The organism is Massilia agilis (genome assembly GCF_024756255.1).
Classification (GTDB): domain Bacteria; phylum Pseudomonadota; class Gammaproteobacteria; order Burkholderiales; family Burkholderiaceae_D; genus Telluria; species Telluria agilis.
This window is the reverse complement of record NZ_JANUHB010000006.1, coordinates 185,558-210,544: the sequence shown is the minus strand read 5'-3', so window position 1 is coordinate 210,544 and position 24,987 is coordinate 185,558. Positions and strand designations below refer to the sequence as shown.

Here is a 24,987-nt window from a genome sequence, read left to right as displayed (position 1 = left end):
CAGCCAGATCAGTCGCGCTTACTTGAGCAGGCGCGCCCGGTTGGCAACCCAGGCGATGGCCAGCGCCAGCGCGCCGATCCACGCAATCGCGGCCTGCATGCCCAGGCCCTGGGCGATGGCGCCGATCGCAGGCGGCCCCATCAGGCTGCCGGTGTAGGCCATGCTGGCCACGCCGGCCAGCGCCATCGGCCCCTGCGCGCCGGCGGCCGAGAACACGAACGGAAACACCAGCGACAGGCCCAGGCCGGCCACGGCAAAGCCAAACAGCGCGCAGAACGCGTTGGGCGAGAGCACGGCGAAGAACAGGCCGGCCGCGCCGAGCATCGCACCGCCGCTGACCAGCGGCTTGGCGCCATAGCGCGCCTTCAGGCGGTCACCGAACATGCGCGAGGCGAGCATCATCACCGAGAACGACGACAGGGCCAGCGGGGCCAGGCCGTCGGTGGCGTGGAAGTGTTCGCGCAGGAACACGCCGCTCCAGTCGGCAATACTGCCTTCGGCCATCGAGCCGAGGAAACCGATCGCGCCAAGCAGCGCCAGCGGGCCGCGCGGCAGCGCGAATTTCTTCTTTTCGACGTGTTCGGCGGCATCGTCGATGTCCAGCATCTGGCAGGCGCCCCACAGCACCAGGGCCAGGGGACCGGCCAGCATGACGAAGTGGGTGGCCGGGGCAATGTGCAGGCTCGCCATCAGGCTGCCCAGGGTCGCGCCCGCCAGGCCGCCGGCGCAGCCCAGGCCGTGCAGCCGGGACAGTTCCGACTTGCCGGTCTGCTTTTCGCGCCGCGTGGCGGCCGAGTTGACGGCCACGTCGAAGGTCGAGGCGGTAATGCCGAGCATCAGTACCGCCAGCATCAGGCGCGGCACGGTCGGCGCCATGCCGATCGAAACCAGGTCGGCCAGCAGCGCCAGGCCCGACACCAGCAGCGTCTTGCGGGCGCCGTAGTTGCCCATCAGCCAGGACGAAATCGGGTAGGACACGACGGCGCCCAGGCCGCCGCACAGCAGCACCATCGACAGCGCGGCGTGCGACACGTGCACGCCGGCGGCCAGCGCCGGGATGCGGCCCGCCCACGATCCCATGATCAGCCCGAACAGGGCGAACAGCAGGGGCAGGGCGAAACTTTGGACTTGTACTTGGGTAAGCGAAAAGCGTTGGGTGGAGACAGGAGTTTGCATTGTTCCGGGTGGTCGGTTGGGCGGGCCTGCGAGGCAGGACGTTCAACTTCTTTCAGTAAAGAACTGCTAACAGGGCCTAAAAATGCGAAACGCCAACCGAAGTGGTTGGCGTCAGGAATAATTTACGAGAGGAATTTTAAAGAGTTTTTCCGCCGTCTGCTTTGCCTAGCGGAAAAAAATTTGCGTGCATTGCGAAGCTTGCAGCACTTGATTTTGAACACACAACATGCGGAGAAATTGCGCCACGTCACCTCAGCCAGGACCGGCCTGGTTTAGGTTTGAATCTTCCGTTCGGAAACTAACTGCATTCGAGAAGCAAATGAGGAGGTGGGCGATGGCCACGACTTCAACCCTGCTGCGCGTGCTGCGCCTGGCGATGGTCCCCGCGGCGCTGCTCGCGGCTGATGCCTGGGCCGCGAACCATCCTGCGGCGACGCACAAGGGCGCCGCCACCGAACCCGGCCTGCAATGCCAGCAGGTGCGCTACCTGCGCCCGCCGCCGGGCGACCTGGCGCGTGCAGGCGGACCGGCGCGCTGCGACGCCGCCGCGCTGTACTACGACACCCGCGCGATGCACCGGCCCGGCGACGCCGACTGGGACAAGGTGCGCGAATGCGCCTTTCGCACCGGCGACAGCGCGGTGCTGATGATGTTGTATGCGAACGGCTCGGGCGTGGCGCCCAACCTGGGGCTGGCGATGAAGTACGCGTGCGCCATGCCATCCACGCCGTCCGAGCTGCGCAACCGGCTCGCGCGCCTGAAGCGGCGCGACACGCGCACCGTGTTCGACCAGTGCGACGACGCCGGCCCGGCCCTGCGCGACTTCTGCGCCGCCGCGCGCGAGCGCCAGGGCGACCGCCTGCGCAACGACGACCTGGCCGCGCTCACGCGCGCGTGGACGCCGAAGGAACGCGTCGGGCTGGACATGGTGCGCGAGGCGATGCAGCACTTTGCCGAGCATCGCGGCGACTACGAGACCGACCAGGGCAGCCTGGCCCGCGCGCGCCTGCGCGCCGAGGCCCTGAGCGCGGAGCTGGACCGCTTCAACGAGGACCTGTCCGAATTCCAGCGCGGGAAGACGCCACGCTTTAGCGAGGGCGAATACAAGGCGCTGGACGACAAGATGAACCAGTTGTACCAGCAGTTCATGCAGGCCGTGCCGGGCCCGGACTCCTACCTCGGCTCGATCCGCAAGTCAGGGGTCGAGAAGACCCAGCGTGCCTGGCTCGCCTACCGCGACGCGATGGAGCTGTTCGGCTCGATCAAGTACCCGGACGTGCCGGCCTCCGGCTGGCGCGCGCTGCTCACCAGCCGCCGCATCCGCCAGCTGGACGAGCTGGAAGCGGCGGCCGAAGGCCGCTAGGCAGTGCCATCCTCGGCCCAGCGCGCCATCAGGTACGCAAGGAAGCTGCGCGCAACGGGCCCCAGCGCGCGCGCCGGATAGACCGCGTACACGCCGGTCTCGCGCCCGGACCACGCAGGCAGCACCTGCACCAGCTCCCCGGCGCGGATCGACGGCGCCATCGTCACCGCCGAGTGGAAGGCGATGCCATGCCCATCCACCGCCAGCTGGCGTACCGCGTCGCCGTTGTCGGCCCGCGCACGCGGACGCGGGCGCACCAGCCGCTCCCCCTCCGGGCCAACCAGGCGCCAGGCCTCGCCGTCGTGGCTTGCGGTCGAGACCAGGCAATCGTGCCGAGCCAGATCGTCCACGCTCGCCGGTTCGCCATGCCGCTGCAGGTACGCGGGCGCGGCCACCAGAATGCGCCGGTTCGGCAGCAGCTTCTTGGCGACCAGGGTCGAGTCCTCGAGGCGGCCGATGCGGATCGCCAGCGTCACGCCTTCGCCGACGATATCGACATAGCGGTCGGTTTGAATCAGGTCGATCTCGATCTGCGGGTAGGCGCGCATGAACCCGGACAGGTGCGGCACCACGTGGGTGCGTCCGAACACCAGCGGCACCGACAGGCGCAGCATCCCCTGCGGCAGCTCGTGTTCGTCGCGCAGCCGCTCCCAGGCCCCGCGCAGCTGTTCGAAACCGGCCGCGCAGTCGGCGTAGTAGCGCTGCCCGGCCTCGGTGAGCGACATCGCGCGCGTGGTGCGGTTGATGAGCACGATGCCCAGCGCCGCCTCGAGCTGCTTGACCAGCCGGCTCACCGACGACGGCGTCATCCCCAGCTCGCGCGCCGCCCTGGCAAAGCTCTGGTGCCTGGCCACGGTGACGAAGGCGCGCACCAGCGCCAGCGATGGCTCCTGCATTCGGTCCTCCTGTGAATGAATGTCTTGCTTTCCAAGCTATTATCAATGCAAATCGGGATTATTAACATGTGCTTCTCTTTACAGGAGGAACACATGGACAACGCACAGCACGCCCTCGCCTTCCACCACCTGCACGGCCAGCCCGAGCCGCTGCGCCTGCCCAACGCCTGGGACGCCAGCAGCGCGCGCCTGGTCGAACACCTGGGCGCGCAAGCGATTGCCACCACCAGCGCGGGCGTGGCCTGGTCGCTCGGCTACCGCGATGGCGATGTGCTGCCGCTCGAGCAGCACATCGCTGCCGTCGAGCGCATCGCGCGCGTGCTCACGGTGCCGCTGTCGGTGGACATCGAAGGCGGCTACGCGGACGACCCGCGCCAGGTGGGCGGGCACGTGGCGCGCTTCATCGCCGCCGGCGCGGTCGGCATCAACATCCAGGACGGCGCCGGACCGCCGGACCTGCTGTGCCAAAAGATCGAGCAGGCGCGCGCGGTGGCGGACCGGCTTGGCGTGCGGCTGTACATCAACGTGCGCACCGACGTGTACGCGCGCGGCCTGGTCGAACCGCAGGTACGGGTGGAAGAGACGCTCGATCGCGCGCGGCGCTACGCCAGCGCGGGCGCGGACGGCCTGTTCGTGTTGGGCGTTGTCGATCGCGAGGAGATCCGCGCCATCGCCGCCGGCACGCGCCTGCGCCTGAACGTCATCGCGTGGCCGGGCCTGCCGCCGGTGGGCGAACTGGGTGCGCTGGGCGTGCGCCGCGTCAGCGCCGGTTCATGGCTGCCGCAGCAGCTGTGGGCGCGCACCGCCGAGCTGGCGAGCGGCTTTCTTGCCGATGGCTGCTCGCAGCCACTGATCGAAGGGGCCGCACCCTACGCCCAGGTCAACGGCTTGTTCTGATCCGCCGCGTTCATTCGGGGCGGCGCAGCGGCTGTTCGCTCATGCCCCACAGGCGGTAGGCCCAGAACGACTCGTCCTCGAAGGTGCGGCGCCGCAGCTCCTCGGGCGGAAAACCGGTGATGCGCACCGTCTGGCGGCACAGGTGCGACTGGTCCGAATAGCCGGCGCCGTCGGCCAGCTCGCTCCAGTTGGGCCGACCCGAACGCTCGGCCACCACCGCGTCGAAGAACACACGCTCGGCGCGGCTGATCCCGTGCAGCTCGCGCAGCGGCAGGCCGGCCCAGTGCTTGATGCGGCGCTCGACCTGGCGCAGGCTCCGTCCCAGGCCCGAGTTCGCGGCCCGCATCATCAGGTTGCGCGTCCAGTCGGCGTACGCGCGCGCCGGCAGCCAGCTCTCCGGCCGGCGCCGCTGCCACAGCGGGTCGAGGAACTGCTCGACCAGCGCCACGCGCGCGTCGTCGTCCGGCGCCGCCTGCACCGCCGCGCACATCGCCATCCATTCGCCATCGAACACCTCGGCGGCCGGAACCACACGGTTGACGTAGGCGCCGGGATCGATCCCGAGCAGGTGCGCCAGCGCGTCCGATTGCAGCAGCAGCGCCATCACGTGTACCGGCCCCGGGTTCCAGCTGACGGTCGGCCGGCTGAACGGGCCGGTGAACATGACCCTGTCGGGCAGCGGCGCGCGCGGGCTGGCGGCATCGGCGGGATAGCCGGGTTCGAGCAGCTCGGCCTCGCCCGAGAAGTACCAGATGATCGAACACAGCGGCGTGGCAGGCAGGTGGTTGTAGCGCTGTTCGCTGCCCAGCGCCACCGCGCGCGTGTCGCGGCTCATCACGGCACGCACGAGCGTGGACAGCGAGGCGCGCGGCAGCCACATCTCGCAACGCGCGGCGGACAACGCCGGCGCAGCAAAGCCCAGCGAGGATTCATCGACCTTGTGCATCCGCCCAGTATAAGCAATCCGGAACGATATTTGCTAAAAAGTAAATGTCGCAAAAGTTCAAGACTTGCCACAATCGCATCGCTACGATGGCTGGGTTCAGTTTTCAGGAGATCGCAGTGCATCCGGTCAGTTTGCGAAACATTGGAAAGACTTACCGCCTCGATTCGGTCGAGGTGCCGGCCCTGTCCGACATCAGCGTCGACATCCGCCAGGGGGCGTTCACCGTGTTGTCGGGGCCATCCGGCAGCGGCAAGACCACCCTGCTAAACCTCATCGGCTGCATCGACGTGCCCGACCGCGGCGAGATCGTGGTCGCGGGCCGGCAGGTGAACGCGATGGGCGACGACGAGTTGTCCGACTTCCGCGCGCGCCACATCGGCTTCATCTTCCAGAGCTTTAACCTGCTGCCGGTCTTGAGCGCGTACGAGAACATCGAATATCCGCTGGTGCTGGCCAAGGTGCCGACCGCGCGCCGCCGCGAGCGCGTGCGCGAACTGCTCGACGCGGTCGGCCTGTCGGACCGCGCGGGCAACCGCCCGGGGCAACTGTCGGGAGGCCAGCGCCAGCGCGTGGCGATTGCGCGCGCACTCGCGACCGGCCCGGCGCTCGTGCTGGCCGACGAGCCCACCGCCAACCTGGACAGCCACACCGGCGCCGAGATCATCGCGCTGATGCGCGCCATGCAGCGCGAGCGCGGCGTGTCCTTCGTGTTTTCGTCGCACGACCCGCAGCTGCACGCCCATGCCGACGACCTGATTTTGATGCGCGACGGGCGCATCGTCGCCACTCAAGGATGGAACGCATGAACACCTTCTCGCTCGCACTGCGCAACCTGCTGCGCAACCGGCGCCGCTCGTTCACCACGCTGCTGGCCATGGTGGTGGGCCTGGTGGCGATCCTGCTCTTCGGCGGATACAGCTCCAGTATCAAGTACGGCACACAGACCGGCTTCGTCCAGTACAGCGGCCACCTGCAAATCCAGCGCAAGGGCTATTTCGTCGATGGCGGCGACAACCCGACCGCCTACGCCATCGCCGGCTACCAGCACCTGATCGACAAGATCCGCCAGGACCCGCAGCTGGCCCCGATGCTGGCCGTGGTCACGCCCACGCTGCAACTGGGCGGCATCGCCGGCGTGTTCGCCACCGGCGCATCGCGTTCCGTGATGGCCACCGGGCTGGTCGCCGAGGACCGCAACCGCATGCTGCAGTGGAACGACTACCAGCTGGTCAGCTACGCGCAGCCGCTGCCGCTGGCCGGTGCCGCGCCGGACGCGGTGGTGGTGGGCACCGGCGTGGCCCGCAAGCTCAAGCTGTGCTCCCTGCTGGACGAAGCCGGCTGCGCGGCGCAAGCACTTCCCGTGGCCGCGCACGCCGCCGCCCTCCCTTCGGATATCGCCGCGCTGGCATCGCTGGACCAGCCCGCAGCCAAGGTCGCCAGCGCCAACCGCATCGAGATGCTGGCCGCGACCGCGCATGGCGCTCCGAACGTGGCCAGCCTGGACGTCATCAAGGCCAACAACATGGGCATCAAGGCGCTGGACGACGTGTACATGGCGATGCACCTGGCGCAGGCGCAGCGGCTGGTATTCGGCAGCGAAGCGCCGCAGGTGACCGCGATCATCGTGCAGCTGAAGCACACGGCGCAGCTGGAGGCGGCGCGGCAGCGCCTGGCCGCGCTGCTGTCTGCCGAGCTGCGCGCACAAGACCTGGAAGTGCTCGACTTCGGCACGCTCAACCCCACCTATGGCCAGACCAACGAGTTCATGGATTCGATGTTCGGGTTCATTGCGCTCCTGATCGGCGTGATCGTGCTGTTCACGATCGGGAACACGATGAGCACCGCCGTGGTCGAGCGCACCGCCGAAATCGGCACGCTGCGCGCGATGGGCCTGCGCCGCTCCGGCATCCGCAAGCTGTTCCTGTGCGAGGCTGTGGTGCTGGGCGCGGCGGGTGCGGTTGCGGGTGTGGCATGCGCCCTGGTGGTAGCGCAGGCCATCAACCACAGTGGCTGGACCTGGACGCCGCCGGGCTATTCTTACGCCTACCTGGTGCAGGTGCTCATCGGGCAGAGCCCACGCCTGCTTGCCGGCAGCGTTATAGGCATGCTGGCGGTGACCGTGCTGTCCGCGTGGTGGCCGGCGCGGCGCGCTGCCCGGCTGGCCATCGTCGACGCCCTGCGCCACGCATGAAAGGAACGCACATGAAACGACTTTTTGCAGCCCTGCTGGCAGCGGCCAGCGTGCTGTTCGCACCCGCCCACGCCGCGAGCACTCCGCAGGAAATCCTGGCCGCCAGCGACGCGGTGCGCAACCCGGACTTCCCGTTCGGGCTGACCAACACGCTGGTCGAATACCGACAGGGCAAGCAGACCGACACCAGCGTGCTGGCGATCTATTCGAAAGCCGATCCGAACGGCGGGCAATTCCGCAGCCTGGTGCGCTACACGGCGCCGGCGCGCGACGCCAACAAGCTCATTCTCTACAACGGCCGCGACCTGTGGTTCTTCGACCCGGCCAGCAAGGCCAGCATCCGGCTCTCGCCGCAGCAAAGGCTGCTGGGGCAGGCCTCCAACGGCGACGTGGTGACCACGAACTTCGCGCGCGACTACCGCGCCACGGAGGCGGCCGAGGAAGAAGCGCTCGATGGCGAACGCGTCAAGCGCAGCTGCTACCGTCTCAATCTTGCGCCATCCACGCCGGACGCGTCGTACCACCGCATCGAGATGTGGGTCGAGAAGGGCAGCGCGCGGCCGGTCAAGGCCCGCTTTTACGCGGAGAGCGGCAAGCTGCTCAAGACTGCCTACTATCGGCGCTACCAGAAGGTGTTCGGCACCGAGCGCCCGACCGAGACCGTGATCATCGACGGGCTCGAGCCGGACTGGGTGACTGTGCTGCGCTTCTCGGACTGGGTCAAGCGCGACGTGCCCGAAGCCTGGCTCCAGCGCGACTACCTGCCGCGCTTTAAACCAGAATGAGCGCGCTGCGCGACGCCCTGCTCGCCGGCTGCCTGCTGGCGCCACTGGCGACAGCGGCCCAGGACCTGGACGTCGCCGCACTCGCATTGGCGGACCAGGCGCCGGTGGTCACGCCAGCCGCCAGTGACTGGCGCAGCTTCGTCGAGGCAGGCGCGGGCAGCGGCGCCAGCCGGCGCCTGTCGCTCGACCTGCAGTACGAGCACGCGGTGTCCGCGCAGTGGTCCATTTCGTTCGCCGACCGGTTCGACGTCAACTGGCCGGGCCGGCACGCCATCAACACGCTCAAGGATGCCTTCGCCAGCTGGCGTCCGGATGCAGGAACGATGCTGGACGCCGGTCGCATCAACCTGCGCAACGGGGTCGCGCTCGGCTACAACCCCACCGATTATTTTGGCCGCGCGGCGGTGCGTTCGGTGGTGTCGATCGACCCGGCCAGCCTGAAGGAGAACCGCCAGGGCAGCACGATGCTGCGCGGGCAGAAGGTGTGGGACAGCGGTTCGTTCACCGCCGTGTGGGCGCCGGCGCAGGATGGCGTAGGTGTGGCGCATCCGGCCCGGATGCTGCTCGCGGCAAGCCAGAAGATTGGCGTGCTGGCGCCGCAGGTGCTCGCTTACCGGGAAGGTTCGCAGCCGGCGCAGTTCGGCTTGAATGTCACGAGCCTGCTCGGCGACGCGACGGTCGCCTTTGTCGAGTGGTCTGGCGGGCGCAGCGTGTCGCAACTGGCGGCAAGCGCTGGCACCGGGCCGCAGGAGCGGCGCTGGCGCAACCAGGCCTCCGCCGGCCTGACCTACACGGCGCCAAACCGGCTCTCGGTCACCGCCGAGTATCACCACGATGGCCGCGGCGCGGACGACGCGGCGTGGGACATGGTGAGGCACGGCCCGCTGCCGCTGTACGGGCTGTACCGCAAGCAGGCGCAGGCGCTGCAGGTGCTGCCGACCCGGCGCGAGCTGTTCTTCCACGCGCGCTGGCAGGACGCGTTCGTTCCCCGGCTCGACCTGTCGGCCATGCACAACGTCGATCTGATCGACCCGAGCCGCCGCCTGTGGCTGGAGGCGCGCTACCACGCCGGGCGGTTCGACTACGCGCTGCAGTGGCAGCGGCATCGCGGCGAGGCGCTGAGCAATTACGGGGCGCTGTCCGCGACCAACGGGTGGCAGGCGACGCTGCGCAGCTACTTCTGAGTGGGGCTAACGTAATGAGAGCAAAAACGAGAAAAGGTTGAGCCCGAAATACCCGGCCAACGGTGCACCGAGCAAGATGCAAACGAAGCGCCGCACCAAGGTTGAAGCGCGCGTGCGAGCATCAGGATTGCCTCTGGCTACGAGAGCCGACCATAGCGCGCTGCCGCCACCCACCAGAAAAGCAAAGCTATACGTGATGAACAGGACGCCAATCATGAGAAATGCGTCGGATCCTCCCATCTGGCCTTTGTGCGTCTGTGCGTAAAAAATAACGCTGACGATCCAGATGAGGCCGAGTACGAGCGGCATTGTGCCTACGATCATGAGAGCGTTCCCGACGCGGAGTTTCCGCTGTGGCGTCATCAGTTCGATACCCCCAAGGCGCGCGCGACAGATCTATGCAGTGCAACTGGCCGCTATTCCCGCAAAATAGTATTTGAACAACAACTCGACTAAAGCACGAGATCAAGTGTGAGTAAAGAAAAAGCGCGCGTTCCATAAGGAAACGCGCGCCTCTACCAACAATAAAACAACAAGGTTGGTTTTAGAACGGAATGTCGTCGTCCATGTCCGAGAAGTTCGGCGCCGGGCGCGGGGCCGGGCGAGCTGCCGGGGCCGGGGCCGGCGGCGCCTGGCGCTGCGGCTGGCGTTGCGGCGGGGCGTCGTAGCCGCCGTCGTCCATGCCCATGTCGGCGCCGCCGCCCATGCCCTGGCGGCCACCCAGCATTTGCATGTTCTCGGCGATGATGTCGGTCGCGTAGCGCTCGATGCCGTCCTTGTCAGTGTATTTGCGCGTCTGCAGGCGGCCCTCGACGTAGACCGACGAGCCCTTTTTCAGGTACTGGCCCACGATCTCGGCCAGGCGGCCGAAGAAGGAGATGCGGTGCCATTCGGTCAGCTCTTTCTGCTCGCCGGTGTTGCGGTCCTTCGAGCGGTACGAGGTTGCCACCGCGATGTTTGCGATCGCGTCGCCGCTCGGCATGTAGCGGATTTCGGGGTCGCGGCCCAGGTTGCCGACGATAATGACCTTGTTCACGGATGCCATTGCTTGTCTCCTTCAGTTAAGTGAACCCTGACTCTGCACTTGACTAAGCATCAGGGTGGTTGTGTGTTCGCTGCGACTCGCTATTATGCCTGCTCTGCCGGCCGCCGCCTAACTTTTTGCGCGCGCATTCTACCCTCATCCGTCCGCCGGCGCACCCCAGGCGGTCGCGGAGCTGTTTCCCGGCTGCGCGGGCTCGGCCGCCTGCGCCGTTTCCAGCGGATTGCTGACCATTTCCTTCACCAGATAGGTCGGGCGCTGCTTCACTTCCATGTAGATCCGGCCGATGTATTCGCCCAGAATGCCGATGCCGATCATCAGCACCCCGCTAAAGCCCACCACCGCCGCCAGCAGGGTCACGTAGCCAGGCGTGACGACGCCGTACAGGATCGCCTGGAGGACAATCACGAGCAAATAGCCAAGGCCGATGAGCAGCACCAGACCGCCCAGGTAACTCCAGATCCGCAGCGGCACCGTACTGAAACTGGTGATTCCCTCGAGCGCGAAATTCCACGACCGCCATGTGTTGAAGGAAGACACTCCGTTGAAACGCCGCCCCACTTCATACTCCACGAACACGGGTTCGTAGCCCACCCAGGCGAACAGGCCTTTCATGAAACGGCGGTTTTCCCGCAATTGCCGCAACTTGTCCGCCACCTTTCGGTCGATCAGCCTGAAGTCGCCTTCGTGTTCCGACAGCTTGACGTCGGAAATGCGGTTGCTGATGCGGTAGAAGACGTTGGCAAGCATTCGGTAGGCCCGCGAATCGGTCTCGCGCGACACCCTGTGCCCGACCACGACGTCATGGCCCTGTTCCCACCGCGCAATGAAATCGCTGACGACCTCGGGAGGATGCTGCAGGTCGGCATCCATGAACACGACCGCATCGCTGTGCGCGTAGTCCAGCCCGGCAGTCAACGCTGCCTCCTTGCCGAAGTTCCTGGTCAGGTTGATGCCCTTGACCCAGCTCTCGGCCGCGGCCAGCGCGCGGATGTGGGCGAAGGTATCGTCCGTGCTGCCGTCGTTGACAAAGACCAGTTCGAACGCATAGCCGGGGTGCCTGGACAGCAGCGGGCGGAACCGATCGACGAAATGGCACAGGCTGCCGCTTTCGTTAAAGCATGGAACGACCACCGAGATTGTCTTCTTCATGGCACCTTCCGCTTCATGAGGCCATCAGGCCCACGCCAAGGATGATCGCAACCATGCCAGCCAGCTTGGCCATGGTGAATTGCTCGCCAAAATAGAGCACGCCGACGAGGAAGACCCCGAGTATCGACAGCGATGTGTAAGTCGGATACAGCACCGACAGGTCGAAGTATTTGAGGATGATGGAGTAGGCAAAAAACACGGCGGCGTACAGCAGCAGCGCGCTGCCCACCCGCAGCACCCAGCCCAGCTCGAAAGGCGGGTGGCTGGACGAGGCGCGCAGGAGTGCATGCGACATCGTCAGCACGGTAGCGAGCGCGCACGCCACGAGGACCAGGGGGAGCATGTTGCGCACGCGTCAGCCCGCATCGCCGCCAACATCGACCATCAGCGCCCAGTCGCCATCCTGCACAGTGCAGATGACGGGGTAGGGTTGGAACAACCTGAGCAGCGGCTCGATGCGCGGATAGAAGTTCAGGTGCTCGTCCAGCGTGTAGTAGAAGTAGCGCTGGCGCGGCACCACGACGAACAGCCGGCGCCTGGTTATGCGCAACAATTCCTTCACCGACGCCTCGACATCGAGCAGGTGTTCGATGACATGCGTGCAGGTGACGACATCGAACTCGTTTTCCGCAAACGGCAGCGCGGGCAGCATGCCCGGGTAAATCTGGAAGCGGCTGGCCGCGTCCTTGTTGACGACGACGTCTGCACCCGCGATACGTCGCCACGGACGGGCTTGCGCCAGACGGCCCAGCAGATAGCCATTGCCGGCCCCGACATCGAGCAAGCTCGCGCCGGTGTCCGCAGGAAGCTTGTCGAGGATGAACCTGACGGAAGCTTCGTTCAGGTCGGTGTTGCGACGTCGCGAGATCGATTTGCCCAGCGAAGCGTAAAAGCGACGGTATTCCTCTGCCGTCATGGAATAGGCCCTGGATTTGAACTCCATAAAATGCCTGACCGAGAGTGTTCCGTAGGCGAGCACGAAGAACGGCCACATGAACCAGCGGCTGTCGCGCACCAGCGGCGGAACCAGCTCATCCAGCACAAAGCGGATGCGGGTTGTCACTTCGCGTCTCATTGCTGCCGCCCCCGGGTGTCGGCAACAACGGCCTTGTCGGGCGCCTCCTCGACAAGCTCGGCGTAGCCGAAATTCTCGACATTGAAGTAGAGCTCGCGCGGGTCGCCCGGCGCCACCACACGCGCCACCTCGCCCTGGAATGACAGGGTGTGCTGCGCGGCGGGCGGAATGGACAACTCGAGCGAGGCATGGCTGGGGTCGCTACGCGAATCGATGTGCCAACGCCGCGTTCCACTTTCAACCTGGACCGTGCCGGCTGCTTGCGAGGCGACGTCGAAATCGACCCGGAGTTTCTTCGTGAGCGGCGATTCGTTAACCAGGGTAAGGCTGCTGCGGCGCGACGACCATCGGAAGTGCACGCCCTCGGCACTCGTCTCCGCGTCGTAAAAGCCCGGCCCCCAGGCAACCCGGATGGCCGGGTTCAGCCACTGCGCGCGTTGTCGCGCGAACTCGGGCGCCCCCACCTTGGCCAGCAGCCGGTCGCCTGCCGCGCCCAGGTCAAGCACCACGTACCGGGAATGGTCGAATTTTCGGACCGCGCCAGCCGCTTCCAGCGCCGACACCAGTTGCCTTGCATCGTCCTTGTAGGCGTACCGGTCGACCAGGATGGCATCGAAGTTCGAATACACCGCCGCATCCACCATCGCTGGCGGCGCGGTGCCGGCAAGGCGATCCTGCCACGCGCGGTGGCGCTGCGAGAACGACGGCCAGCTCCATCGCATGTTTTCCCCGCTCCACAAGAACGGGCGCAGGTGGTCGTACGACAGCATGCGGTCCTGCAGGTACCCCGGCGGAAAGCCGGTGAGCGGCAGCTGGAGAATGCTGGCGCCTGCCGGGTAAAGCGCCTGCAGGTGGGCAGCGATATCGCGGTCGGCCCGGTACTGGTTGGTATCCGCCACTGCGCGCTCGGGCAGGTTGCAGTCGAGCAGTTGGTCGTACAAGCCGAGCACCACGAACACGGCGACACACGGGTAGGCGATCCTCTTGCCCAGGCGGCCACGCGGCCATGCCCGCAACACGAAGCCAAGGCCGGCGAGCGCGAAGAATGCCAGGAAGACCGAGAAGCGGTTGTACGCCCGGATGTCGGAAAAAAAGAACAGGTTGAACACCGCGCCGGCGCCCCCCGCAGTGACGAACAGCAGGGTGAACAGGGACAATGGCGCAAGGCTTGCCAGCATCGCACCGGATTCGTCATTCGGCAGGCGCAGCACGCGCAGGGAGACCAGCAGCAGCAGGACGAAGCCGGCCGACGCGGCCAGGCCCAGGCGCGCCATGGTGTTTTCGTTTTCATTGGGGAAGGCGCTGGCCTGGTCCCGGCGCGCCCACTGGGCCAGGAAACGGACCGGGTTATGCGGATTCGGCACGATCATCCTGCGAATCTTGGCCCCGTAGATCTCCGCCTCGGCCGGCTTCTTGTAGTTCATTTCGGGCGGCTTGCCTGCGCTGTACCAGCTGTACAGGCTTGGAGACAGGTTGATCGACGTGGCGCCAATCACCAGTGCCATCGCAGTGGCGGCGACGGCGAGAACGCGGCGCGAGCGCGTGCCCACGTAGCCAACCACGCCCGCAAACGCAAAGAGCAGCACCGCGAAAAAACTGTAGTAGACGTAGTCAAACCCTTGGGCGATACACGCGGCATAGGCCACGCGCCTGATCAGCTTGTCGTTCTGGTTCGCCAGCCCGCCTGCAATGTGGACGGCGAGCAGCGCAAGCAGCGGAACGAGGTAGTACACCAGGTTCACGTGCGCGACGTTGCGCAGCAAGGCGAATGGCAGGAACGCGTACAGGATGCCGGCGGCAAAGGCATACACGCGGCCCAGGCCCAGCAGCCGCAGCGCGAGCGTCGAGCTGGCCGCGGACAGGGCCAGCGTGAGCAGCCAGAAACCGTTGAGAACCAGCCCCGGCTCCGAGGTGAAGAGCGAGATCGCCTTCATGATGAGCCAGTCGGCATTGGTCATGATCGGGAAGGCGGCTGCGTTCAGCTCGAAGGGCGCAGACAGCTGTGGAATGATGAACGTCCACCCGTTGAGCAGCATCCCTTTGATGTACATGAGAATGACCATCGAATCGCCCTGGTATTCGAAGGGAACCCGCAGGTCGTACGAGCGCAGGTGCAGCACGTTGTACGCAATGGCGGCCACAACTGCCACCTGGGCGACGTACAGGAGCGCTTTGCTTGCAGTGGGAAGGCGGCGGTTCATGGATGGCTTGGCATGACACTGGAAGACACGGCAATCCCTCGTGGATGGATTGATGCAATGGCCGCTAGCGCGCAGGGCGACGCCCGGACGTAGCCAAACATGCATCGGCTGGCGTCGCATGATACGCAAGCAAAAAAGGCAGAGTTGGAGGTGCGTCAACCGGGCGGCAAGCCCTGTTTCAGCCTCGCCCACGAGCAACTTTATTTGCGCGTTCTGGTGGATTTGTCATTGGAAAATACTTGAAGCGCACCATCTGCAGCTTTCCCTGCCCGCCTGCTCTCGCCGGTATTTGCAAGAGTGCATTGCAGGGTTGCAATCGCTGGCCTTCCGACCGGGACCGCAAATTACGGGCGAGAAAAAAACCAGCTATAGTTATGGGTTCTCCCCGTTGGCCCGCTCACCGTTTGCCTTGCGTGCGCCGGCCCCACATTAATTCGAAAGCCAGCTAAGAAGATTAATGGAAGAAATTCGCATCCGCGGCGCACGCACGCACAACCTCAAGAACATCAACCTCGATCTGCCGCGTAACAAGCTGATCGTGATCACCGGCCTGTCCGGCTCGGGCAAGTCCTCGCTCGCGTTCGACACCCTGTACGCCGAAGGCCAGCGCCGCTACGTCGAGTCGCTGTCGGCCTACGCGCGCCAGTTCCTGCAACTGATGGAAAAGCCGGACGTCGACCTGATCGAAGGCCTGTCGCCCGCGATCTCGATCGAGCAGAAGGCCACCAGCCACAACCCGCGCTCGACGGTGGGCACGGTCACCGAGATCCACGACTACCTGCGCCTGCTGTACGCGCGCGTGGGCACGCCCTACTGCCCGGACCATCCGGAAGAGCCGCTGGCCGCGCAGACCGTCTCGCAGATGGTCGACGCCGTCCTGGCCATGCCGGAGGGGACCAAGCTGATGATCCTGGCGCCCGTGGTGGCCAACCGCAAGGGCGAGCACAGCGACCTGTTCATGGACATGCAGGCGCAGGGCTTCGTGCGTTTTCGCATCCAGAGCGGCGTGAACGACGCGCGCATCTACGAAGTGGACGACCTGCCCAAGCTGAAGAAGACCGAGAAGCACACGATCGACGTGGTGATCGACCGCGTGAAGGTGAACCCGGAGATCAAGCAGCGCCTGGCCGAAAGCTTCGAGACCGCGCTGCGGCTGGCGGACGGGCGCGCGATCGCGCTCGAGATGGACAGCGCGAAGGAGCACATCTTCTCGAACAAATTCGCGTGCAACGTCTGCGGCTACTCGCTGCAGGAACTGGAACCGCGCCTGTTCTCCTTCAATAACCCGATGGGCGCCTGCCAGGAATGCGATGGCCTGGGCCACATCGAGTTCTTCGACCCCAAGCGCATCGTCGCCTTCCCCAACCTGTCGCTCGCCTCGGGCGCGGTGAAGGGCTGGGACCGGCGCAACCAGTTCTACTTCCAGATGCTGCAAAGCCTGGCGGCGCACTACGAATTCGACATCGACAAGCCGTTCGAGCAGCTGCCCAAACAGGCGCAGGACGTGATCATGTACGGCTCCGGGAAGACCGCGATCCCGTTCGCCTACGTGAACGAGCGTGGCCGCACCGTGATCCGCGAGCACACCTTCGAGGGCGTGGTCAACAACCTGCAGCGCCGCTACCGCGAGACCGACTCGATGGCGGTGAAGGAGGAGCTGGCCAAGTACATCAACGAAAAAGAGTGCCCGTCGTGCGGCGGCGCGCGCCTGCGCACGGAAGCGCGCTACGTAAAGATCGGCGCCGGCGAGCAGCAGCGCGCGATCTACGAGGTGTCGGACAAGCCGCTGCGCGACTGCCTCGAGTACTTCGACAAGCTGAACCTGACGGGCGCCAAGAAGGACATCGCCGAGCGCGTGATCAAGGAAATCGTCTCGCGCCTGAAGTTCCTGAATAACGTGGGCCTGGACTACCTGTCGCTGGACCGCAGCGCCGACACGCTCTCGGGCGGCGAGGCGCAGCGCATCCGCCTGGCCTCGCAGATCGGCTCTGGCCTGACCGGCGTGATGTACGTGCTGGACGAGCCGTCGATCGGCCTGCACCAGCGCGACAACGACCGCCTGATCGCCACCCTCAAGCACCTGCGCGACATCGGCAACAGCGTGCTGGTGGTGGAGCACGACGAGGACGCGATCCGCACCGCCGACTACATCGTGGACATGGGTCCGGGCGCGGGCGTGCACGGCGGCGAGGTGATCGCCGAAGGCTCGCTCAAGGAGATCATGAAGAACAAGAAGTCGCTGACCGCGGCTTACCTGTCGGGCGCGAAGAAGATCGAGGTGCCGAAGAAGCGCACCAAGGCCGATCCGAACCGCCAGCTGGTGATCACCGGCGCCACCGGTAACAACCTGAAGAACGTGTCGCTCACGCTGCCGGTGGGCCTGCTCACCTGCGTGACCGGCGTGTCGGGCTCGGGCAAATCGACGCTGGTGAACGACACGCTGTACCCGGCGCTGTCGCGCCACCTGTACGGCTCGCAGGCGGAGCCGGCGCCGCACGACGCGATCCACGGCCTTGAGCACTTCGACAAGGTGATCTCGGTGGACCAGGCGCCGATCGGCCGCACGCCGCGCTCGAACCCGGCCACCTACACCGGCGTGTTCACGCCGATCCGCGACCTGTTCGCCACCGTGCCGACCGCGAAGGAACGCGGCTACTCGGCGGGCCGCTTCTCGTTCAACGTCAAGGGCGGCCGCTGCGAGGCCTGCCAGGGCGACGGCGTGATCAAGGTCGAGATGCACTTCCTGCCGGACGTGTACGTGCCGTGCGACGTCTGCCACGGCAAGCGCTACAACCGCGAGACGCTGGAAGTGCAGTACAAGGGCAAGAACATCACCGAAGTGCTGGACATGACGGTGGAGGACGCGCACGAATTCTTCAAGCCGGTGCCGGTCATCGCGCGCAAGCTGCACACGCTGCTGGACGTGGGCCTTGGCTACATCAAACTGGGGCAGAGCGCGACCACGCTGTCGGGCGGCGAGGCGCAGCGCGTGAAGCTGTCGCTGGAGCTCAGTAAGCGCGACACCGGCCGCACCCTGTACATCCTGGACGAGCCGACCACCGGCCTGCACTTCGCCGACATCGACCTGCTGCTCAAGGTGATCCATCGCCTGCGCGACCAGGGCAACACGCTGGTCATCATCGAGCACAACCTGGACGTGATCAAGACCGCGGACTGGATCGTGGACCTGGGGCCGGAAGGCGGCGCGGGCGGCGGCACCATCGTCGCTTCGGGCACGCCGGAGGACGTGGCCGCCAACAAGGCCAGCGTGACGGGCAAATACCTCAAGCCGTTGCTTCGCTAAGCGTTTCGAAATTATGATGCGCTAACGCAACGAGGCTGCGCATTATTACTGTACAAAATTACAGTATAATGCGCGAGCCTTTGCCTGAATGCCGGTGCCATTGCGCTGCGCCGGCTGCTTTCCACTCAGCGGCTGGAAACACTCGTCGATATGAACAACGAACGCAGCAATGACAGTGCCCAGGGGCACCTGGATCTTGGCGACCTGCTGAACATCAGGAGCCTGGTTTCCGTTGCGTTTGCGCTCACCGGCGGCGAGCGTTTGACGGCGCTGGAAACCGCCGTGGTGGACGAGCACCGGACCGAGGTGTCACCCAAACTGGTCGCATCCGTCCGAAACGCGATCGAAAGCGGCACCGACCCGCTGGGCTCGGCCTATTCCCATATCCTGTCGCCTGAATTCAGGCGCAGCAGTGGCCAGACCTTTACCCCGGTCGCGGCGGTCACCGGCATGTTTCAATGGGCCGAATCGCAAGGGGACATCTGCCGTATCGTCGATCCTGGTGCGGGAACCGGGCGCTATGTGATTGCCGGCTTGCGGCGCAATCCCAACGCGCGCGGGATAGCGGTTGAACTTGACCCGGCGGTTGCTCTTTTATTGCGGGCCAATGCCTGCGTCCTGGGCCTGCAGGATCGCATCGAGATTCGCATCCAGGACTTTCGCGCGCTCGAGCTCCCTCAAATCGATGGCAGAACCGTTTTCATCGGTAACCCGCCTTACGTACGCCACCATGACATCGCCGCCGATTGGAAGAACTGGTATAGCGACCGCCTGAAGTCGCTCGGCCACGCGGCGAGCAAGCTGGCGGGACTCCACCTGCACTTCTTTTTAAAGGTGCTCGACCTGGCGCGCCCGGGCGACCTTGGCGTGTTCATCACCGCCTCGGAATGGCTCGATGTGAACTACGGCCAGTCGATGCGGGATTTGTTGACGAATGGCCTGGGCGGCAAAGCTGTTTTTGTCGTCTCGCCCACGGTACGCGTATTCGAGGATGCACTCGTTTCGGCATGCATTACCTGCTTTGCGCCTGGTTCTGACAGCGAGGACATCGAATTCAAGGCAATCGACAGTGTGGAAGAACTGGCGCTTCTCGGCGCCGGCAAGGCGACACCGAAGAGCGCGGCGAAAGGCGAAAGCAAGTGGTCCGGTTTCGTTCGCACCACGCCGCGCACCGTGAAGGCTGACTGGCCAGAACTGGGTGACTTTTTCAAGGTGCGCCGTGGCCAGGTGACCGGCAAGAACAAGGTCTGGGTCACGAAGGAAAACCGGTTCGGCCTGCCGGAAAAATTCCTGGTCCCATCCATCACCGATGCGGCCGATATTGTCGGCGCCACCGATAATCGCATCGACGATTTGGGTTCGCTGCGGCGGGTGGTGGATTTGCCCGCTTCGCTCGATGGGCTCCCGTCCGGTGAATTGGGTCCGGTTAAAGAGTTCCTGCGCTGGGCGCGTTCCCAACAGGCAGACAAGGGTTATATCGCCGAACACCGCACGCCTTGGTGGCGCGTGAACATGCAGGCGGTGGCGCCCAGTATTGTGGTCACCTACATGGGCAGGAGGCCGCCCGTCTTTGCCATCAATGCCGCCGGCGCGCGCTTGATCAATGTGGCCCATGGCTTATACCCGAAAGCTCCCCTTACCGAGGAACATTTGGTAGCATTGGTCGATTGGCTCAACAAGAATGTCAGCAAGGAGTCCGGGCGCGTGTACGCCGGCGGACTGACCAAGTTCGAGCCATCGGAGATCATGCGACTCCGGATTCCGAACGCAGAATTTTTCGGGGGGTGAGCAACGCCGGTGGTGATTCAACTATCCAGGAACGGTCGCATCTGGAGCGACGAAGACATTCTGGCAGATTGCACGGAAGCGACGCGCCTCTTCCGCATTCGGCGGCTGGACGAGTCGCTCGAGGACTACGTCTCCGAATTCACCAGCGCGGAGACGGCCGCCGCGTCGCTGATTGACCGGCTACCCGAACTGCTTCGCCGTCCCGTTGACCAGGAGCTGCTTGGCTCCATTGTCGGCAACCCCATGTTGTTCACGGCGCTGCGCTATCTGACCGCGCCGCCGGTCTCGGAAGACGACCTGAGGACTTTGTTGTCCGGGCGCGTCTCGCGAAAAGCCATCCGCAGCAGCCGCGAACTGGCCGAGCAACTGCAATTCCTCCTTCACCAGACCCTGGACCCCAAGCGGTTCTCCTGGATTCTCGAGGACCAAACAGCAACGCCGGAACAGAGAAGGACGGCGGTGATCGCGACCGCCGTGGCAATGACGGCGCAACGCGTCCAGGCCAACCGGCGCAGCGAGGAAAAGAAGGATCTCGAAAGCGCGGTTGAGGACTTGCTCAAGGCGCTGGACTATCAGCGGGTTCCAACGCCGCGCGAGCCGATTGAATCAGCCGAAGACCTGCCGCAAGCCGGCTTCTACATGACCAATGCCACGCTGGGCCACGACAACGGCGATTGCGTCATCGGCCTGAGAAATCGAAAACGCCTGGTGCTGGAATGTAAGAGCTCCAACTCGGGGATCAACAGCCGCAAGCGTTTGAACAAGGAAGTGGTGAAGGATGCGGAAAATTGGCGCAGCCAGTTCGGCAACCAGGTCATGACCGGGGCGGTGCTGCGCGGCGTATTCAACCCGCGTTATGTGAGCAACGCCCAGGACACGCCGCTGCTGATTTTCTGGGCGCATCGGCTCGAGGACCTGCGCGAGTTCATCACGAAGGAAAACGCCTGAACCGGCTGCCCGGCCTTACGGCGCGGTGGAGTACAGCGGCTGGTTCATGCGCACCGGCCGCACGTCCATCCTCACGTCGAATATCGACCAGCCCTCGCCGCGCTGCGACGCGTACTCGCCGTCCGGCCTGCGCGTGAAGCTGAACTCGAAACCCTGCTCCGGCGCCACGCTGCGCGGCCCGTCGAAGGCCAGCCCGATGGCCTGCTGCTGGTCGCTGTCGGCCAGCTTCTCCAGCAGGTTCACCACCGCCGTGTTGCCCAGGATGTCGGGGAAGAACACCGGGCCGCGATGCTCGGGCACGGCGAGCGCGGCACGCGCCTTGTCCGGCCCAGGTGTGTAGGCGCGGCTGGCAAGGTTGAAGCGGTCGCCGCTGTCCAGGTAGCTGATGCGGGCGTTGGAGAGGTTGAACTGCGGCTGCGTGCGGTCGGTGCTGGCCTGCGCCAGGTCGATCACGATGGCGCCGCGGTAGCCAAGCACGGTCACGTCGCGCGTGGGGCCGACGACTGCTGCGGTGTTCTCGTCGATTCCCAGGCCCAGCGTGTAGCGCTTGGCCAGCATCACCGGCAGCATGCGCGCAAAGCGCCCGCGGATCAGCAGGTGCTGGTCCACGAACACGTCGTCGCCGATGAAGCCAAGGCCCGGCGCCACGTCCTTGCCATCCTTGACCATGCCCTGCTTGAGCATCGGCAGGATCGGCGGCGGATCGAGGAACATGGTGCTGCTCATGATGGCCGCGCCTGCGCTGGTGCCCGCGATGACGCCGCCGCGCCGGTACATCGACCACAGCGCGTCCAGCACCGCCGTGTTGCTGCCGTCGGCACGCCGCAGCGCGCCGGTGATGCGCGCCTGGTCGCCGCCCACGAAGTAGGCCCCGCCGGCATCGCGCACGGCCTGGGCCAGGGACGGATCGTCGGCCGCTTTGCGCGCGTCGGTGCCGGCCAGCAGCGGCGCCACCGGCACCGCGAAGGCGCGCGCACCGTAGCGATTCAGGCGCTCCGCGGCGCTGCGTCCCGACTGCTCGGGGTGCTGCGCGGCGGACGGGAACACGGCGATGAGCGCGCCCTTGCCGCCGGCCAGCTCGACGATCTTCTGCCACACCTGGGCATTGTCGGCGCGCAGTCCGCCGCCGATGATGACCAGCGATCCTTTCGGCGCTTCGGCCGCCAGCGCGCTGGCGCAGGCCAGCGCCAGCAGCAGCGCCGTGCACAGTCTCTTGAACATCGTACCTCCGCAACGAAAAAGCGGGCCCGTCGCCGGACCCGCTTGCAAGTGCCTGTTACTTGAACGAGTAGTTCAGGCTGACGAAGCCGCTGCGGCCGCGCGGGTCGGTGTAGCTCGGGTCGTACCCGGCCAGGAAGAAGTAGGCCTGGTTCGAGAACGGCGGATTGGTGTCCGCCAGGTTGAGCACGCCGGCGCGCAGCTTGAGCTGCCTGGTGATCGCCCAGCTACCGGTCAGGTCCCACAGCGAGTAAGCCTTCACGCGGTTGGGCGCCAGCAGCTGGTCGGTGTACGGGTCGTAGGTGGTGTTCTGGTCGGTGTAGCCGCTCGAGTACTGGTTCGCCAGGGTCAGGCTGAACGGCCCGCTGTCCCACTCGAAATTGACGCGGTGGCGCCACTTCTGGATCACCTGGTCGTTCAGGAATACGCCCAGGTTGCTGCGGTACGGCTCCTGCGGGCCGAACTGGCGGTCGTACTTCAGCACCCAGGTGCCGGACAGGTTCACGCCGAACCGGCCCCAGGCGCCGCGCTCGCTGCGCCATTCGCCGCCCAGGTCGATGCCCGAGGTCTTCAGCCGGCCCTGGTTCTCCTTCATCAGCAGGATGTTGGAGATGAAGCCGTCGCTGTCGCGCTGGATGTACTTGCCGTTGTAGGCCGCCGGGTTCTCGGTAATCACCTGCTCGCCCAGGGTGCTGATCACGTCCTTCTTCTGGATGTTCCAGTAATCGACCGATACGTTGGTGCGCTTGCCCAGCTCGAACACCGCGCCCAGCGTGAACTGCTGCGACTTCTCCGGCTTGAGGTTGGGGTTCGAGCGGCGCTCGACCGGCCACTGGTCGGTGCACAGGTCGATGCTGCCTTCCTGCTTGACGCACTGCGGGTCGGTCAGGAAGCCGGCCGCGGTGCCATAGATGGTCGGGCGCTTCAGGTCCGACAACGACGGCGCGCGAAAGCCGGTGCCGGCCGAGGCGCGCACCAGCAGCGCCTTGTGCGGCTGCCAGCGCAGGCCGAGCTTGGGATTGGTGGTGCTGCCCACTTCGCTGTAGCTGTCGTAACGCAGCGCGAACTGCATCTCCAGCTCCTTGGTGAACGGCGCGTTCACCTCGGTGAACACGGAGCGCACGTTGCGGCTGGCGTCGGCGGTCTCCACGTCGAGCAGGGTGCCGACCGGCAGCGTGCTGTCGCGGTCGCCACCGAGGTTGTTCGACTTGAGCAGCTCGGACGGGGTGAACTTCTGGCTCTCGCGACGCAGCTCGCCGCCGATCGCGAGCGCTAGGTCGCCGCCTTCCAGCGCCATCAAGGAGCGCGACATCTTGCCGTCGATCGAGGTCGACACGCCCTTGGCCTTGCGCGCCTCGTCGTTGACGCGGATCGCGGCGAACAGGTCCTTGCCGGCCTGCGACGACGGGCCGAACGGATTGATGACACCCGAACGGATGCCGGCGTCGAATTTATCGAACAGGAAGTAGCCGTTCACGTACTTGTCGGTGGCGCGGTTCTCGGCGCGCGACAGGGCCGCGTCGTAGTCCCAGCCGGACAGGGTGCCGGTGGCGCCCAGCACCAGGCGCTGGCCGGTGCTGGTTACTTCGTTGCTGCGGTTGCCGGCCTCGGTCATCCGGTAGCGCAGGCCGCTGACGGTGGTGGGCAGCCCTGGCGCCGACAGCACCGTGCGGTACTTCTCGGGCAGCAGGCTGACCGGGAAGTTGCGCACCCGCGTCGGGTTGGGCGAGAGCACGTAGCGGGTCTTCGCTTCGGACTGCACCAGCTCCGCGAACAGCTGGTTGTCCGCGTCCAGCTGGAAGGTGGCGCGGCCGATGAAGCCCACCTTGCGCGAGTCCGGATAGATCTCGGTGTCTTCCATGTAGTCGTAGCTGCAGCCCAGCGCCCCGCCCGGGCCCTTGGCGGCATACACGGTCGCGGGCGGGTTGCAATCGGGCGAACTCGGGTTGATCCGGTTCGCGGTCGCTCCGGCAGGCAGCACGCCGGCGGCAATCAGCGCCTTGCGCTGCGCGGTCGACATGTCGATGTTGGCCGGGTAGGTATTGCTCGACATCTGGGCCGGCAAGGTGGTGGCGAGCGGGCGCTCGGCGATGAAGCTGCGCTGGCCGGAGCGCAGCGCGTCCAGCTGCTGCACGTCCAGCACGCCGAATACGTTGAAGCGGTCGCGCGCCAGGTCGCCGGTGCCGGCGCTGATGCTGGCGGTGCGCTTGCCGGCGCCGCCGTGCTGGGTGCCGGCGGCCGATGCGGCCAGGTCAACGCCGGTATAGTCCTTGCGGGTGATGAAGTTGATGACGCCGCCGATCGCGTCGGTGCCGTAGATCGCCGAGGCGCCATCCTTGAGCACCTCGACGCGCTGGATCGCGCCGGCCGGGATGTTGTTCAGGTCAACGCCGGCGTTGTCGCCCGGCGCCGCGAAGTTGGCCAGGCGGCGGCCGTTCAGCAGCACCAGGGTCGAGGACGCGCCGATGCCGCGCATGTTGGCCGCGTTCAGGCCGCGCTGGCCCGAGGTGCCGTCCGAGATGCTGGGGCCGTCCGTCAGCGGCGCGGTGTTGGCGCTGATGTTGCGCACCAGTTCGGCGGCGGTGGTCGCGCCCATCTTCTCGATGTCCTCGCGCGTGATCCGCTGGACCGGCAGCGCGGTCTCGCTGTCGATGCGCTTGATCGACGAGCCGGTGATCTCGACGCGCGCGATCTTCTGTTCTTCCTCTTGCGCGTGCGCCTGCTGCGCGATCAGGCTCAATGCGGCCACGACCGCCGATGCCAGGACGGTCGGCCGCACGCTTCTCGAATAGTTCTTGCTCATGCAATGCTCCCTCTTGGT

At 65.8% G+C, this 24,987-nt stretch carries 20 protein-coding genes; 9 read left to right on the top strand and 11 right to left on the bottom strand.

The window, feature by feature from the left end; all coding sequences use genetic code 11:
* Positions 1 to 18: 18 nt before the first annotated feature.
* A complete protein-coding gene (locus tag NX774_RS21090) occupies positions 19 to 1,176 on the bottom strand; it encodes an MFS transporter (RefSeq protein WP_258824253.1) in 1,158 nt (385 codons plus the stop codon).
* Positions 1,177 to 1,510: 334 nt separating this feature from the next.
* On the opposite strand from NX774_RS21090, the gene NX774_RS21085 reads away from it, so the two are divergent.
* Positions 1,511 to 2,539 carry a lysozyme inhibitor LprI family protein gene (locus NX774_RS21085; RefSeq protein ID WP_258824252.1) on the top strand — a complete coding sequence of 343 codons (1,029 nt, stop codon included), beginning with the start codon at positions 1,511 to 1,513 and terminating at the stop codon, positions 2,537 to 2,539.
* On the opposite strand, the gene NX774_RS21080 is transcribed toward NX774_RS21085, so the two are convergent.
* Positions 2,536 to 3,435 carry a LysR family transcriptional regulator gene (locus tag NX774_RS21080; protein ID WP_258824251.1) on the bottom strand — a complete coding sequence of 300 codons (900 nt, stop codon included), beginning with the start codon at positions 3,433 to 3,435 and terminating at the stop codon, positions 2,536 to 2,538. The genes NX774_RS21085 and NX774_RS21080 overlap by 4 nt on opposite strands.
* A 93-nt stretch (positions 3,436 to 3,528) precedes the next feature.
* Between NX774_RS21080 and NX774_RS21075 the strand changes: the two genes are divergently transcribed.
* On the top strand, positions 3,529 to 4,332 hold the full coding sequence (locus NX774_RS21075) for an isocitrate lyase/PEP mutase family protein (protein ID WP_258824250.1): 804 nt from the start codon (positions 3,529 to 3,531) through the stop codon (positions 4,330 to 4,332).
* 10 nt (positions 4,333 to 4,342) lie between these two features.
* On the opposite strand, the gene NX774_RS21070 is transcribed toward NX774_RS21075, so the two are convergent.
* Positions 4,343 to 5,278 carry a helix-turn-helix domain-containing protein gene (locus tag NX774_RS21070; protein ID WP_258824249.1) on the bottom strand — a complete coding sequence of 312 codons (936 nt, stop codon included), beginning with the start codon at positions 5,276 to 5,278 and terminating at the stop codon, positions 4,343 to 4,345.
* 86 nt (positions 5,279 to 5,364) lie between these two features.
* Here NX774_RS21070 and NX774_RS21065 point away from each other — a divergent pair, with 86 nt between their 5' ends.
* Genes NX774_RS21065 through NX774_RS21050 form a run of 4 tightly spaced genes read left to right on the top strand, consistent with a single transcriptional unit; the run spans position 5,365 to position 9,438 of the window.
* A complete protein-coding gene (locus tag NX774_RS21065) occupies positions 5,365 to 6,084 on the top strand; it encodes an ABC transporter ATP-binding protein (RefSeq protein ID WP_307731387.1) in 720 nt (239 codons plus the stop codon).
* Positions 6,081 to 7,469: an ABC transporter permease gene (locus NX774_RS21060; RefSeq protein ID WP_258824247.1), complete on the top strand. Its 1,389-nt coding sequence runs from the start codon at positions 6,081 to 6,083 to the stop codon at positions 7,467 to 7,469. Before NX774_RS21065 ends, NX774_RS21060 begins: the two co-directional genes overlap by 4 nt.
* Before the next feature lie 11 nt (positions 7,470 to 7,480).
* Positions 7,481 to 8,254: an outer membrane lipoprotein-sorting protein gene (locus tag NX774_RS21055; protein ID WP_258824246.1), complete on the top strand. Its 774-nt coding sequence runs from the start codon at positions 7,481 to 7,483 to the stop codon at positions 8,252 to 8,254.
* Entirely contained in the window at positions 8,251 to 9,438 is a 1,188-nt protein-coding gene (locus tag NX774_RS21050) for a hypothetical protein (protein WP_258824245.1), read from the top strand. The genes NX774_RS21055 and NX774_RS21050 overlap by 4 nt, the downstream gene beginning before the upstream one ends.
* A 6-nt stretch (positions 9,439 to 9,444) precedes the next feature.
* On the opposite strand, the gene NX774_RS21045 is transcribed toward NX774_RS21050, so the two are convergent.
* The 6 genes from NX774_RS21045 to NX774_RS21020 form a co-directional block, all read right to left on the bottom strand.
* Positions 9,445 to 9,762 carry a hypothetical protein gene (locus NX774_RS21045; protein ID WP_258824244.1) on the bottom strand — a complete coding sequence of 106 codons (318 nt, stop codon included), beginning with the start codon at positions 9,760 to 9,762 and terminating at the stop codon, positions 9,445 to 9,447.
* 220 nt (positions 9,763 to 9,982) lie between these two features.
* Positions 9,983 to 10,483: a single-stranded DNA-binding protein gene (gene ssb / locus NX774_RS21040; RefSeq protein WP_258824243.1), complete on the bottom strand. Its 501-nt coding sequence runs from the start codon at positions 10,481 to 10,483 to the stop codon at positions 9,983 to 9,985.
* Between the two features lie 135 nt (positions 10,484 to 10,618).
* Positions 10,619 to 11,632 (bottom strand): glycosyltransferase family 2 protein, encoded by a 1,014-nt coding sequence (locus NX774_RS21035; RefSeq protein ID WP_258824242.1) that lies wholly within the window; start codon positions 11,630 to 11,632, stop codon positions 10,619 to 10,621.
* Positions 11,633 to 11,645: 13 nt separating this feature from the next.
* Positions 11,646 to 11,975: an SMR family transporter gene (locus NX774_RS21030; RefSeq protein ID WP_258824241.1), complete on the bottom strand. Its 330-nt coding sequence runs from the start codon at positions 11,973 to 11,975 to the stop codon at positions 11,646 to 11,648.
* Positions 11,976 to 11,987: 12 nt separating this feature from the next.
* Positions 11,988 to 12,695, bottom strand: a complete 708-nt coding sequence (locus NX774_RS21025) for a class I SAM-dependent methyltransferase (protein ID WP_258824240.1) — start codon at positions 12,693 to 12,695, stop codon at positions 11,988 to 11,990.
* A gap of 8 nt (positions 12,696 to 12,703) precedes the next feature.
* Complete coding sequence (locus tag NX774_RS21020) at positions 12,704 to 14,908, bottom strand: hypothetical protein (RefSeq protein WP_258824239.1); 2,205 nt, start codon at positions 14,906 to 14,908, stop codon at positions 12,704 to 12,706.
* Between the two features lie 457 nt (positions 14,909 to 15,365).
* Between NX774_RS21020 and uvrA the strand changes: the two genes are divergently transcribed.
* The 3 genes from uvrA (at position 15,366) to NX774_RS21005 (ending at position 20,948) form a co-directional block, all read left to right on the top strand.
* Entirely contained in the window at positions 15,366 to 18,212 is a 2,847-nt protein-coding gene (gene uvrA, locus NX774_RS21015; protein WP_258824238.1) for an excinuclease ABC subunit UvrA, read from the top strand.
* A gap of 150 nt (positions 18,213 to 18,362) precedes the next feature.
* Positions 18,363 to 20,000: an Eco57I restriction-modification methylase domain-containing protein gene (locus NX774_RS21010; protein ID WP_258824237.1), complete on the top strand. Its 1,638-nt coding sequence runs from the start codon at positions 18,363 to 18,365 to the stop codon at positions 19,998 to 20,000.
* A 9-nt stretch (positions 20,001 to 20,009) separates the two neighbouring features.
* Positions 20,010 to 20,948, top strand: a complete 939-nt coding sequence (locus tag NX774_RS21005) for a XamI family restriction endonuclease (protein WP_258824236.1) — start codon at positions 20,010 to 20,012, stop codon at positions 20,946 to 20,948.
* Positions 20,949 to 20,963: 15 nt separating this feature from the next.
* Here the strand turns inward: NX774_RS21005 and NX774_RS21000 are convergent, their stop codons facing one another.
* Entirely contained in the window at positions 20,964 to 22,169 is a 1,206-nt protein-coding gene (locus NX774_RS21000) for a cyanophycinase (RefSeq protein ID WP_258824235.1), read from the bottom strand.
* A 55-nt stretch (positions 22,170 to 22,224) separates the two neighbouring features.
* The gene (locus tag NX774_RS20995) at positions 22,225 to 24,969 is read right to left on the bottom strand and encodes a TonB-dependent receptor (RefSeq protein ID WP_258824234.1); all 2,745 of its coding nucleotides are present in this window, start codon (positions 24,967 to 24,969) and stop codon (positions 22,225 to 22,227) included.
* Between the last annotated feature and the right edge of the window lie 18 nt (positions 24,970 to 24,987).